At 72.9% G+C, this 12,799-nt stretch carries 9 protein-coding genes; 1 reads left to right on the plus strand and 8 read right to left on the minus strand.

Annotated elements, in window-relative coordinates:
• Positions 1 to 8: 8 nt before the first annotated feature.
• The 5 genes from ACFVT2_RS11475 to fmt form a co-directional block, all read right to left on the minus strand.
• Entirely contained in the window at positions 9 to 998 is a 990-nt protein-coding gene (locus ACFVT2_RS11475; protein ID WP_390015433.1) for a sugar-binding transcriptional regulator, read from the minus strand.
• 207 nt (positions 999 to 1,205) lie between these two features.
• On the minus strand, positions 1,206 to 1,886 hold the full coding sequence (rpe, locus tag ACFVT2_RS11480; RefSeq protein ID WP_390015275.1) for a ribulose-phosphate 3-epimerase: 681 nt from the start codon (positions 1,884 to 1,886) through the stop codon (positions 1,206 to 1,208).
• A 139-nt stretch (positions 1,887 to 2,025) separates the two neighbouring features.
• Complete coding sequence (locus ACFVT2_RS11485; RefSeq protein ID WP_390015276.1) at positions 2,026 to 4,248, minus strand: NADP-dependent isocitrate dehydrogenase; 2,223 nt, start codon at positions 4,246 to 4,248, stop codon at positions 2,026 to 2,028.
• 148 nt (positions 4,249 to 4,396) lie between these two features.
• Positions 4,397 to 5,836: an RsmB/NOP family class I SAM-dependent RNA methyltransferase gene (locus tag ACFVT2_RS11490; protein ID WP_390015279.1), complete on the minus strand. Its 1,440-nt coding sequence runs from the start codon at positions 5,834 to 5,836 to the stop codon at positions 4,397 to 4,399.
• Positions 5,837 to 5,938: 102 nt separating this feature from the next.
• Positions 5,939 to 6,877 (minus strand): methionyl-tRNA formyltransferase, encoded by a 939-nt coding sequence (gene fmt, locus ACFVT2_RS11495; protein WP_390015282.1) that lies wholly within the window; start codon positions 6,875 to 6,877, stop codon positions 5,939 to 5,941.
• A 249-nt stretch (positions 6,878 to 7,126) separates the two neighbouring features.
• Between fmt and ACFVT2_RS11500 the strand changes: the two genes are divergently transcribed.
• The gene (locus ACFVT2_RS11500) at positions 7,127 to 7,672 is read left to right on the plus strand and encodes a hypothetical protein (protein WP_390015285.1); all 546 of its coding nucleotides are present in this window, start codon (positions 7,127 to 7,129) and stop codon (positions 7,670 to 7,672) included.
• Between the two features lie 145 nt (positions 7,673 to 7,817).
• Here the strand turns inward: ACFVT2_RS11500 and ACFVT2_RS11505 are convergent, their stop codons facing one another.
• From ACFVT2_RS11505 to coaBC, 3 genes are all read right to left on the minus strand, one after another.
• Complete coding sequence (locus tag ACFVT2_RS11505) at positions 7,818 to 9,947, minus strand: primosomal protein N' (protein WP_390015287.1); 2,130 nt, start codon at positions 9,945 to 9,947, stop codon at positions 7,818 to 7,820.
• Positions 9,948 to 10,064: 117 nt separating this feature from the next.
• Entirely contained in the window at positions 10,065 to 11,273 is a 1,209-nt protein-coding gene (gene metK / locus ACFVT2_RS11510) for a methionine adenosyltransferase (RefSeq protein WP_390015289.1), read from the minus strand.
• 272 nt (positions 11,274 to 11,545) lie between these two features.
• Complete coding sequence (coaBC, locus tag ACFVT2_RS11515) at positions 11,546 to 12,775, minus strand: bifunctional phosphopantothenoylcysteine decarboxylase/phosphopantothenate--cysteine ligase CoaBC (protein WP_390015435.1); 1,230 nt, start codon at positions 12,773 to 12,775, stop codon at positions 11,546 to 11,548.
• Positions 12,776 to 12,799 lie beyond the last annotated feature (24 nt).

The following is a 12,799-nucleotide window of genomic DNA, read 5'->3' on the forward strand; positions in this document are numbered from 1 at the left end:
GGGCCCGCTCACTTCCCGTCGGGGTCCGCCCGGTCCAGGGCCGGCCGCGGGCCCGGGCCGGTCTCCAGCAACAGGTGGTCGGCGGCCGCGGTGTCGGTCACCAGGCTCGTCACCAGTCCGGAACGCAGCACCGCGCCGATGGCCGCGGCCTTGCGGCGGCCGCCGGCGATCGCCACCACCTCAGGGATGCGGCGCAGCCGGTCCGCCTCGACGGTGATGCACCGCTCGCCCAGGTCGCGGCCGATGCGCCGCCCCTCGCCGTCGAAGAGGTGCGCGGACATTTCGGCGGCCGCGCCCAGCGAGGCGTAGTGCTCCCGCTCCTCCTCCGACAGCATGTCGTAGACGGTCGAGACGCCCGGCTCCCACGAACCGATGGAGACGCAGGCGACGGTGACCTTGTCGAAGTACTCGAAGGCGCGGGCGATGCCGGTCTGGCCGCGCAGCGCGGCGGCGGTCGCCGAGTCGGGCAGCAGCATCGGCGCGTAGATCGGGTGCGCCTCGCCGCCGGAGACGTCGGCCGCGCGGCGGACCGCCTCGACCGAACCGCGGTCGGCGGTGCCGGCGTCGTAGACCCCGGTCAACTGGACGACCGTGCACGGCGGCAACCGGTGCAGGGCGGCCGCCATGTGGATCGTCGAGCGGCCCCAGGCGAGCCCCAGCACATCGCCCTCGGCGACGAGCTCGCCGAGCAGGTCGGCGGCGACTTCACCGAGGTTCTCGGGGTCGGCGGCGTCCTCGGAAGCGTCCGCGGGCGATTCGACGACGACCGCGTGCCGCAGGCCGTAGCGGGCGCGCAGAGCGTCGGAGCGCTCCGCGTCCAGTTCGGAGGGCACCCGGATCTCGATCCGTACGAGATCACGTTCCAGGGCCGTCTCCAGCACGCGGGCGACCTTGAAGCGGCTGACGCCGAACTCCTCCGCGATCTGGATCTTGGACTTGCCCTCAAGATAGAAGCGGCGGGCCATGGCCGCAGCCTGCACCAGCTCGGCGGGGCCCATTCCGGACTGTGGGCGGCTGGCTACCACGAAATTCTCCCCTTTTGCGCATCTGATCGAGTCTTTGCTCATCCTTTCAGAAACCCGAGGTGTACGGGGACCACGAGCGGCACGACAGGCATGAACGCTCGGTTGCCACCAGGACAACCGATGGCACGAACCACACCGGACGGACCGGTTCCGGGCCCCGTACAGGCCGGGCCGACTCGATCAGTGGGCGCAGCCCCAGCTCCCGGCCGTCGCCGCCTCGGCCTTCTCCCGCAGGTCACGGACGGCCTTGGCCGGGTCGTCCGCGCCGTACACCGCGGAACCCGCGACGAACACGTCGGCGCCGGCCTCCGCGCACCGCTCGATGGTCTCCGCCGAGACGCCGCCGTCCACCTGGAGCCACATCTGAAGGCCGTGCCGCGAGATCAGCTCACGGGTGCGGCGGATCTTCGGCAGCATGATGTCCAGGAACGCCTGACCGCCGAAGCCGGGCTCGACGGTCATGATCAGCACCATGTCCAGTTCGGGCAGCAGGTCCTCGAACGGCTCGATCGGGGTGGCCGGCTTGAGCGCCATCGACGCCCGCGCGCCCTTGGCCCGGATCTCCCGCGCCAGCCGCACCGGCGCCGCGGCCGCCTCCGCGTGGAAGGTGACCGAACCGGCCCCGGCCTCCACGTACTGCGGCGCCCAGCGGTCCGGGTCCTCGATCATCAGGTGCAGGTCGAGGGGGGTGTCCGTCGCCTTGCTCAGCGACTCGACGATCGGCACGCCGAGGGTGAGGTTGGGGACGAAGTGGTTGTCCATCACGTCGACGTGGAGCCAGTCGGCGCCCTCGACGGCCTTCGCCTCCTGGGCGAGGCGGGCGAAGTCGGCGGACAGGATGCTGGGGTTGATCAAGGCCATGCCCCCAGTATGGCGGTCCGTGCGCGGCCGGACCCCGCCGGGCCGGGAGAGCCCCGTCACCCCGCGACGCCGGTACGCACCGGGCCGCCCCGGCCGGACACGCGGCCCGGCCGGGGCGGACGAGGTGGTGCTGCGGCGATCAGCCCTTCAGAACCGCCAGCGCCTGGTTCAGCGTCTTCGACGGACGCATCACCGCGGACGCCTTGGCCGGGTCGGGGCGGTAGTAGCCACCGATGTCGACCGGGGAGCCCTGCACCGCGATCAGTTCGTCGACGATGGTCTGCTCCTGCTCGGACAGCGTCTTGGCCAGCGGCCCGAACGCCTCCGCGAGCTGCGCGTCGTCGGTCTGCTTGGCCAGCTCCTGGGCCCAGTAGAGCGCCAGGTAGAAGTGGCTGCCGCGGTTGTCGATGCCGCCCAGCTTGCGGCTCGGCGACTTGTTCTCGTTGAGGAACGAACCGGTCGCGCGGTCCAGGGTCTCGGCGAGGACCTTGGCACGGGCGTTGTCGGTGGTCGTCGCGAGGTGCTCGAAGCTGACCGCGAGCGCGAGGAACTCGCCCAGGCTGTCCCAGCGCAGGTAGTTCTCCTTGACCAGCTGCTGGACGTGCTTGGGGGCGGAACCACCGGCGCCGGTCTCGAACAGGCCGCCGCCGTTCATCAGCGGGACGACCGAGAGCATCTTGGCGCTGGTGCCCAGCTCCAGGATCGGGAACAGGTCGGTCAGGTAGTCACGCAGGACGTTGCCGGTGACCGAGATGGTGTCCTCGCCGCGGCGGATCCGCTCCAGGGAGAAGGCGATCGCCTCGACCGGAGCCAGGATCTTGATCTCCAGGCCCTCGGTGTCGTGCTCCGACAGGTACGTCGTGACCTTCTCGATCAGCTGGGCGTCGTGCGCGCGGGTCGCGTCGAGCCAGAACACCGCCGGGTCGCCGGTGGCGCGGGCGCGGGTGACGGCCAGCTTGACCCAGTCCTTGATCGGCGCGTCCTTGGTCTGGCACATCCGGAAGATGTCGCCCGCGCCGACGGTCTGCTCCAGGACGACGTTGCCGGCGCCGTCGAGGACCCGCACCGTACCGGTGGTCGGGATCTCGAAGGTCTTGTCGTGGCTGCCGTACTCCTCGGCCTTCTGCGCCATCAGACCGACGTTCGGCACCGAGCCCATGGTGGCCGGGTCGAGCGCGCCGTGCGCCCGGCAGTCGTCGATGACGGCCTGGTAGATGCCGGCGTAGCTGCTGTCGGGGAGCACCGCGAGGGTGTCGGCCTCCTGACCGTCCGGGCCCCACATGTGGCCGGAGGTGCGGATCATGGCCGGCATCGAGGCGTCCACGATGACGTCGCTGGGGACGTGCAGGTTGGTGATGCCGCGGTCGGAGTCGACCATCGCCAGCTCCGGGCCCGCGGCCAGCTCGGCGTCGAAGGACGCCTTGATCTCGGCGCCGTTGGGCAGCGCCGCGAGGCCCTTGTAGATGCCGCCGAGACCGTCGTTCGGGGTCAGCCCGGCGGTCGCCAGCGCCTCGCCGTACTGGGCGAAGGTCTTGGGGAAGAAGGCCCGCACGACGTGGCCGAAGATGATCGGGTCGGAGACCTTCATCATCGTGGCCTTCAGGTGCACGGAGAACAGCACGCCCTCGGCCTTGGCCCGGGCGACCTGCGCGGCCAGGAACTCCCGCAGCGGACCGACCCGCATCGCGGAGGCGTCCACGACCTCACCGGCCAGGACCGGCACCGACTCGCGCAGCACGGTGGTGGAGCCGTCGTCGCCGGCCAGCTCGATGCGGAGCACGCCGTCCTCGGCGATCACCGCGGACTTCTCGGTGGAGCGGAAGTCGTCGGCGCCCATGGTCGCCACGTTGGTCTTGGAGTCGCCGGTCCAGGCACCCATGCGGTGCGGGTGGGCCTTGGCGTAGTTCTTGACCGACGCGGGCGCCCGGCGGTCCGAGTTGCCCTCGCGCAGCACGGGGTTGACGGCGCTGCCCTTGACCTTGTCGTAGCGGGCGCGGATCTCCCGCTCCTCGTCGGTCTTCGGGTCGTCCGGGTAGTCCGGAAGCGCGTAACCCTGCTCCTGAAGCTCGGCGACGGCCGCCTTCAGCTGCGGGATGGAGGCCGAGATGTTCGGCAGCTTGATGATGTTCGCGCCGGGGGTCTTGGCCAGCTCGCCGAGCTCCGCGAGGGCGTCGGCGATCCGCTGGTCCTCCTTCAGGTGCTCCGGGAAGCTGGCGATGATCCGACCCGACAGCGAGATGTCGCGGGTCTCCAGCGTCACCCCGGCCGTCGAGGCGTACGCCTCGACCACCGGCAGGAACGAGTACGTCGCCAGGGCCGGGGCCTCGTCAGTGTGGGTGTAAATGATGGTCGAGTCAGTCACCGGGTACTCCGCTCCATCCACGTCTCAAATATTGCTCGACATCAAGATATCAAGATTGCTCGACATCAAGATATCTCGTGCATCGACCCGCTCACCCGGCGGTCGCTCCCTCGTAGGAGGGGAACCGGCCACCGCGGCCGCGGACCCGTCAGGCGGTCCGGCGCAGCAGCGCCAGATACATCGCGTCGGTCCCGTGCAGATGCGGCCACAGCTGGACGTCCGGCCCGTCGCCGAGCTCCGGCACGCCCGGCATCAGCGGCCGGGCGTCGATCCACTCGGCCTCGGCAGCCGGGCCACCGCGCCCCTTGAGGACGTCCTCCACCACGGCCCGGGTCTCCGCCGGATGCGGCGAACAGGTCGCATAGCCCACCACGCCACCGATCCGCACCGCCGCCAGCGCCTGCCGCAGCAACTCCCGCTGGAGCGGAGCGAAACCGTCCAGATCCTCGGGGCGCCGCCGCCAGCGCGCCTCGGGCCGGCGGCGCAGCGCCCCCAGGCCGGTGCACGGCACGTCCACCAGCACCCGGTCGAAGGCCCCGGGCTGCCACGCCGGACGGGTGCCGTCGGCCGCGATCACCACGTACGGGCCCGGATTGCCGTCCAGCGCCCGGGCCACCAACCGCGCCCGGTGCGGCTGCTTCTCCGACGCCACCAGCGCCGCACCCCGCTGCGCCGCCAACGCGCCCAGCAGCGCCGCCTTGCCACCCGGTCCCGCGCAGCCGTCCAGCCAGATGCGGTCCGGGCCGTCCAGCGGCGCGGCGGCCAACGCCAGCGCCACCAGTTGACTGCCCTCGTCCTGCACACCGGCGCGCCCCTCGCGCACCGCGTCCAGCGCACCCGGCTCCCCGCCCTCGGCGAGCCGGACCGCGTACGGCGACCACCGGCCCGGCACCGCGCCGTCCTCGCCCGTAGCCGCCAGCAGTTCCTCGGCGGTGGACCGGCCCGGCCGCGCCACCAGCGTCACCTCGGGACGCTCGTTGTCCGCCGCCAACAGCTCCTCGATGCCCGCGCGGCCACCGCCGAGGGCGTCCCAGAGCGCGGAGACGACCCAGCGCGGATGGGCGTGCACGATCCCCAGATGGTCCTCCGGGTCCTCGTCGTACTCCGGGGCCACCCGCTCCAGCCAACCGTCCAGATCGTGCGCGGTGAGCTTGCGCAGCACCGCGTTGACGAACTTCGCCCGGCCGTCGCCCAGCACCACCCGGGCCAGTTCGACGGTGGCGCTGACCGCGGCGTGCGGGGGGATCCGGGTGCCGAGCAACTGGTGCGCACCGAGCGTCAGCACGTCCAGCACCGGCGGGTCGACCTCGCGCAGCGGCCGGTCGACACAGTTGGCCAGGATCGCGTCGTAGGTGCCCTGGCGACGGAGCGACCCGTAGACCAGCTCGGTGGCCAACGCCGCGTCCCGGGCGTCGAAGTCACCGGCGTCCCGCGCCTTGCGCAGCAGCGGCGGCAGGACCAGGTTCGCGTACGCGTCCCGCTCGTCCACGGCCCGCAACGCTTCGAACGCGAGGATCCGGACCGGGTCCTTCTTCGGGCGGCGGTAGGGCTTGCGGGTGCCATGGCGGCGCGGCGGCTGCTGACTCACAGAAAAGGTGCTCCGGTATTACGGGACGGGGGTTCGCCCCAGCCTACGCGGGCCCGAAGTCGGCGGCGCGCGGACGGCCCCTTCGAACGCACCCCGCCCCGGTCAGCCGCCCAGCTGCTCCCCGGTCGCGATCCGCACCCCGCGCGCCCAGTCCGCCGCCTGCATCGGCTTCTTGCCCTGCGGCTGCACCCAGAGCAGCTGAACGGGGTGGCTGCCGGTGCCCACGTGCACCGCCTTCTTGGTGACGGCCAGTTCGCCCGCCGGCAGGGCCGGCCCGTCGTAATCGGCGGCGGGGGCGGCTGACATCACCTTGAGCCGCTCCCCGCGGAACACCGTCCAGGCACCGGGCGCCGGCGCACAACCCCGCACCACCCGGTCCACCCGCAGCGCCGGGGCGGTCCAGTCGATCCGGGCGTCCTCCACCTCGATCTTCGGGGCCAGGGTGACCCCCTCCTCCGGCTGCGGCACCGCGTCGAGGGTGCCGTCCTCGATGCCGTCCATCGTGGCGACGAGCAGACCGGAGCCGGCGAACGCCAACCGGGTCAGCAGATCCCCGCTGGTGTCGGTCGGCCGGACCTCCTCGGTGAGCACCCCGTACACCGGGCCGGAGTCCAGCCCCCGTTCGATCTGGAAGGTGGTGGCACCGGTGATCTCGTCACCGGCGAGCACCGCGTGCTGCACGGGCGCCGCCCCCCGCCATGCGGGCAACAGCGAGAAGTGCAGGTTGACCCAGCCGTGGGCCGGGACGTCCAGCGCGACCTGGGGCAGCAGGGCGCCGTACGCGACCACCGGGCAGCAGTCCGGCGCGATCTCCCGCAGCCGGGCCAGGAAGTCGTCGTCGCGCGGCTTGGCGGGCTTGAGCACCTCGATGCCGGCCTCCTCCGCGCGCTCCGCGACCGGGCTGGCCACCAGCCGGCGGCCCCGCCCGGCCGGCGCGTCGGGCCGGGTCACGACGGCCACCACCTCATGCCGGTCCGAGGCGATCAGGGCATCGAGGGCGGGTACGGCAACCTCGGGGGTACCGGCGAAGACAAGCCTCATGGGTGACGGACTACCTCTCACACGCTGCGGAACGACGCACCAGTCTATTGGCCTTGACGCAGGTCATGGGCCGGAACGCCGGGGGGCGTGCGAAGTCACCCGCGCCCCGCGCACACGCTCATACGCCCCTGCACCGTGACCAGAGTCGCTCCTGGCGCGTTGGTCAAGCAGCATTGACCGATTCCGGGCCGCTTTGGCGGCCCGAACGCTTTCACCCATCCTTTCCACGCCGGTTCGAGAGGCTTGCTCATGGCCGACCACGCAACCCACGACGCCCAGGCGCGCGCCAGCCTGCATCTCCTGGTGCGGGACATCGAGCGGGTCCGCCGGCAGGTGGACGCCCTGCGCACGCTCACCGCGCAGCTCGGCAACGTCTACCGGCCGCGACGCACGGGCCCCTCCGCGGGCTTCGTCGTCTACGGACGGGCGCCCGCCCCCACCGTGCGCCTCGCCCAGGAACTCCGCGACAGCATCGAAACGCTCGTCACCGCGGCGGTCGACTTCGACCGCTCGCTGGGCTTCTCCTGGGACGCGGTGGGCTCCGCACTCGGCGTCACCAAGCAGGCGGTGCACCGCCGTTACGGCGCCCGACGGGCCACCACCCAGCCGTCCGTCGACGGCGGCGAGACCGCGGTGCGCCCCTCCGACGCCTCCGCGGCCCGCGCGATCAGCATGGCCGGCGGCCTGACCGGGAGCCCGGCCGTCCCCGCCGCCCGCTCCCTGCCCACCCAGCCCTCCGCCTCCTCCCGCGACGAGGCCCGCCCCGGCGCCTTCCCCGGTCCCCGCAACGGCTGACTTCCCCCTCCGGCATCCCCCTCCGCTTTCCCCCACGGACGCCCCGCACCGGAACCCGGGACCGCCCGCCGACCACGGTCCCGGGCGACGTGCGGCACGAACGGAGCCTGGAGACGGGCTTGGAGACCGGGCCCGCGAACCCGGCTCAGCCCAGATCCGGCGGATCGATCCGCACCCGGACCGGCTCGCCCTCCCGCTTGACCAGCCGGGCCGCCCGCGCGGCCTTCAGCGCCGCCGCCAGTGCCGCGCCCTGCCCCGGGCGGACCCGGACCAGCGCACGCTCCCAGACCTCGCCCGGCGGAGGATCGCCCGGCCGCCGCGGCCGCCCGGGATCCGGTACCGGTAGCGGCACCGGGCCCAGCACCTCGGCTCCCTCGGGGAGTTCGGCCGCCCGCAGCAGACCGGCCACGTCCTCGGCACGGCCCGCCACCGCAGCCATCCGCGACACCGGCGGGAACCCCAGCTCGGCCCGCTCGGCCAGCTCCCGCACCGCATGGCCGACCGGGTCCCAGCGCACCAGCGCCTGGACCGGCCGCAGCGTCGGCTCCGCGATCACCGCGACCGTGCCGCCCTCCGCCTGACCGCGGACCAACGCGGCCGCACCCAGCCAGCGGCGCAGCGCCTCCTCGCCGGCCCGCAGGTCCGGCCGCCCCAGCAGTGCCCAGCCGTCCAGCAGCAGCGCTGCGGCGTAACCCCCGCCCTCGGCGACCGGTTCGGCGCCGGGTGTGCTCACCACCAGCGCGGGGGCGGCGGGCACCGACGTCAGGACATGATCACGCCCCGACGTGCGCACCGGAACCGCCGGGAACGCCCGGCCCAGCTCCTCCGCCGTACGCCGCGCCCCGACGATCCGCGCCCGCAGCCGGGTCCCGCCGCACTCGGCGCAGTGCCAGTCCGACTCCTCGCGGCCGCACCAGGCGCAGGCCAACTCGCCCGCCTCGCGTGCCTCCAACGGGCCGGCGCACGCCCGGCAGCGGGCCGCTTCCCGACACCGCTCGCACGCCAACCGGGGGGCATAGCCCCGCCGCGGCACCTGCACCAGCACCGGACCGCGGGTGAGCCCGTCCCGCACTATCTGCCAGGCCATCGACGGCAGCCGGGCGGCGCGCGCCGCGGCGTCCCGGGCCTCGTCGCCGTCCCCGACCGTACGCACCAGGGGGGCGGCGGCCCGCACCCGCTCCCGGTCGGCGGCCAGTGGCCGCGCCCAGCCGGTCTCCACCAGTTGGGCCGCCTCGACCGTGCAGCTCAGGCCGCCGACCAGGAAGCCGGCCCGCTCGCCGACCGCACGCTGGAGGAGCACCTCCCGGGCGTGCGGCTGGGGGGCGTGCGGATCACTGTGGCTGGCGTCCCCGTCGTCCCAGAGCGCGACCAGCCCCAGCCCGGCGACCGGCGCGAACATCGCGGCGCGCGTCCCGATCACCGCGCGCACCGAGCCCCGGCTGACCGCCAGCCAGCGCCGGTACCGCTCCTCGGGCCCGCATTCGGCCGTCAGCACCACGTGCCGACCGGCCCCGATCAACTCGCCGAGCGCCGCGTCCACCCGGGCCGCGGCCCGCCCGTCGGGCACCACCACCAGCGCCCCGCGCCCGCCGGCGAGCGCCGCGGCCGCCGCCCGCGCCAGTTCCTCCGGCCAGCTCGGCCCGGGCAGTGCCGTCCACACCGCCCGCGGCGCGTCCCCTCGCGCCAGCGCCGCCAGGAACCCCGGACCGGCCCCGTACCGCTCCCAACTCCCGGAATCCGGCGGGGCGTTGGGCGGCAAGGGCGCGGGCGACGGCTCGGCCTCGACCTGCGCCCGGCGCGGCGGCACCGCCAGCTGCACCACATCCGCCAGCGACCCGGCATATCGGTCGGCGACCGCCCGGCACAGCCCCAGCAGCTCCGGTGTCAACACCCGCTCCGGCGAGAGCACCTGGGCGATCGGCGCCAGTACCCCGCGGAACTCGCTCTCCGCCACCCGCTCCACGATGAAGCCGCTGACCAACCGGCCACCCTCGCGCCGGCCGCCCTTCTCCCCCGCCCCGAACCGCACCCGCACCCGCACCCCGGGCTGCGCCTCGGCGTCCAGTGCGGCCGGCACCGCGTAGTCGAAGAACCGGTCGAGGTGCACCAGCCCCTTGTCCACCAGCACCCGCGCCACCGGAAGCTCCTCGGCCAGGGCAGCCCCCCGCCACGTGCGCGGCTTGGCCCGCTCCGCCTTCGTCTCCCGTACGGCCTCCCGGATCAGGGCCAGCTGCTCGCCCTGCTCCCCCGGATCCCGCCCGTTCTCCCTGCTCACAGCAACCAGTCTTAGCAGACCCCACCGACAGCGGCCGGAGCTCACGAACGGCCGAGGGCCCCGGACCGTCCAGCGGTCCGGGGCCCTCGGGGGAAGCCCTGGCGGTGCGGAGCCCTTTTACAGGCCCGCGGCCTTGCGGAGGGCGTCCACCCGGTCGGTGCGCTCCCAGGTGAAGTCCTCCAGCTCGCGGCCGAAGTGGCCGTAGGCGGCGGTCTGGGAGTAGATCGGGCGGAGCAGGTCGAGGTCGCGGATGATCGCGGCCGGGCGGAGATCGAAGACCTCACCGATGGCGGCCTCGATCTTGTCGGTGTCGACCGCGTTGGTACCGAAGGTCTCGACGAAGAGACCGACCGGCTCGGCCTTGCCGATCGCGTAGGCGACCTGGACCTCGCAGCGCGAGGCGAGGCCGGCGGCGACCACGTTCTTGGCGACCCAGCGCATCGCGTACGCGGCGGAGCGGTCGACCTTGGACGGGTCCTTGCCGGAGAAGGCACCGCCACCGTGGCGGGCCATACCGCCGTAGGTGTCGATGATGATCTTGCGGCCGGTCAGGCCGGCGTCGCCCATCGGGCCACCGATCTCGAACCGCCCGGTCGGGTTGACCAGCAGGCGGTAGTCGTCGGTGTCCAGCTTGATGCCGTCCTCGACGAGCTGGTTGAGGACGTGCTCGACGACGAACTCGCGGATGTCGGGCGCGAGCAGCGAGTCCAGGTCGATGTCGCTGGCGTGCTGGGAGGAGACCACCACGGTGTCGAGGCGGACGGCCTTGTTGCCGTCGTACTCGATGGTGACCTGGGTCTTGCCGTCGGGGCGGAGGTAGGGGATGGTCCCGTTCTTGCGGACCTCCGACAGACGCCGCGAGAGGCGGTGCGCCAGGTAGATCGGGAGCGGCATCAGCTCGGGGGTCTCGTCGCAGGCGAACCCGAACATCAGACCCTGGTCGCCGGCGCCCTGCCGGTCCAGCTCGTCGTCGTCGCCTTCGACGCGGTTCTCGTAGGCGGTGTCGACGCCCTGGGCGATGTCCGGCGACTGCGCACCGATGGACACCGAGACGCCGCAGGAGGCGCCGTCGAAGCCCTTCTTGGACGAGTCGTAACCGATCTCCAGGATCTTGTTCCGGACGAGATTGGGGATGTCGGCGTACGCCTTGGTCGTCACCTCGCCGGCCACGTGCACCAGGCCGGTGGTGATCAACGTCTCCACGGCGACCCGGGAGGTCGGGTCCTCCTTGAGGAGCGCGTCGAGAATGGTGTCGCTGATCTGGTCAGCGATCTTGTCGGGGTGGCCCTCGGTGACGGACTCCGAGGTAAACAGGCGGCGGGACACATCGCTCCCTGGGGTTGCAGCGGCTGCTGGCTGATCATTTAGCGGAACGGCCGAGAGCTGCGCTCGGCCAAATCCACTGCCAGTTTATCGGTCGAATGTGGCGCTTGGGCACGCAGTCTCGATTTATGGAACCCCCGTGACCTGGGACACCACTGACTCACGGTAGTGACGATCACCTTGAGAATCAGTCGGGTCAAGAGGACACGCCGATTTTCAGGGGCCGATAAGGGCCCTCGACGGCCCGCTCCGGGGGTTACCCGCAGGGGTGACCGTCAGGGGCGCGGATCGGCCAGACGGGCGATGACCAGGTCCCAAACGGTGTCGGCGAGGGCTTCCTTCGGACCGTAGGGGACGGGGGTCTCGGTGCCGTCCGTGGCCAGGATCACGGCCTCGTTTTCGGCCGAACCGAAGGTCTTGTGTTCGCCGACCTCGTTGACGACCAGGAGATCGCAGCCCTTGCGGGCGAGCTTGGCGCGACCGTTGGCGAGGACGTCGTCGGTCTCGGCGGCGAAGCCGACGACCAGCTGACCGGGGCGGGCCCGGTCGGCGGAGAGCTCGGCAAGGATGTCCGGATTCCGTACCAGGGTGACGGGTTCCGGCTCCTGCCCCTCCTGCTTCTTGATCTTGCCGGTGGCGTAAACGGCGGGGCGGAAATCGGCCACCGCGGCGGCCATCACCACCGCGTCGGCGTCCGCCGCGGCCTTCAGCACGGCCTCGCGCAGCTGCCGGGCGGTGCCGATCCGGATCACGTCCACACCGGCCGGGTCGGGCAGCTCGGTGTTGCCGGCGACCAGGGTGACCCGGGCACCGCGGGCCGCGGCAGTACGGGCGAGGGCGTAGCCCTGCTTGCCGGACGAGCGGTTGCCCAGGTAGCGCACCGGGTCCAGCGGCTCCCGGGTGCCGCCCGCGCTGACCACGACGTGGCGACCCCCGAGGTCCTGCGGCAGGCCCTCGGCGCCGCGGGCCAGCACCTGGCGGCACAGGTCGAAGATCTCCACCGGGTCCGGGAAGCGGCCCTTGCCGGTGTCGACGCCGGTGAGCCGGCCCACCGCGGGCTCGATGACGAGCGCGCCGCGGCGCCGCAGCGTGGCGACGTTCTCCTGGGTGGCGGGGTTCTCCCACATCTCGGTGTGCATCGCGGGCGCGAAGATCACCGGACAACGGGCGGTGAGCAGGGTGTTGGTCAGCAGGTCGTCCGCGAGGCCGTGGGCGGCCTTGGCCAGCATGTCGGCGGTGGCCGGGGCGACCACGACGAGGTCGGCGGCCTGCCCGATGCGCACGTGCGGGACCTCGTGGACGGACTCCCAGACCTCGGTGGTGGCCGGGTTGCCGGACAGCGCCGACCAGGTGGCCTCGCCGACGAAGTGCAGCGCCGAGGCGGTCGGCACCACCCGTACGTCGTGACCGGACTCCGTGAGTCGGCGTAGCAGCTCGCACGCCTTGTACGCGGCGATCCCGCCACTGACCCCCAGGACGACCCTGGGCCGCTCCCGCTTGTCCATCGATTCCCCGCTCCCCGAGCCTAG

This window comes from Streptomyces sp. NPDC058000, assembly GCF_042886435.1.
Lineage (GTDB): Bacteria > Actinomycetota > Actinomycetes > Streptomycetales > Streptomycetaceae > Streptomyces.

Coding starts and splice junctions, on each gene's coding strand:
- ACFVT2_RS11500 (WP_390015285.1), top strand. CDS start 7,127: ATGGCCGACCACGCAACCCACGACGCCCAGGCGCGCGCCAGCCTGCAT.
- ACFVT2_RS11475 (WP_390015433.1), bottom strand. CDS start 998: ATGGGCCCCGCCGAGCTGGTGCAGGCTGCGGCCATGGCCCGCCGCTTC.
- fmt (WP_390015282.1), bottom strand. CDS start 6,877: ATGAGGCTTGTCTTCGCCGGTACCCCCGAGGTTGCCGTACCCGCCCTC.
- coaBC (WP_390015435.1), bottom strand. CDS start 12,775: ATGGACAAGCGGGAGCGGCCCAGGGTCGTCCTGGGGGTCAGTGGCGGG.
- rpe (WP_390015275.1), bottom strand. CDS start 1,886: ATGGCCTTGATCAACCCCAGCATCCTGTCCGCCGACTTCGCCCGCCTC.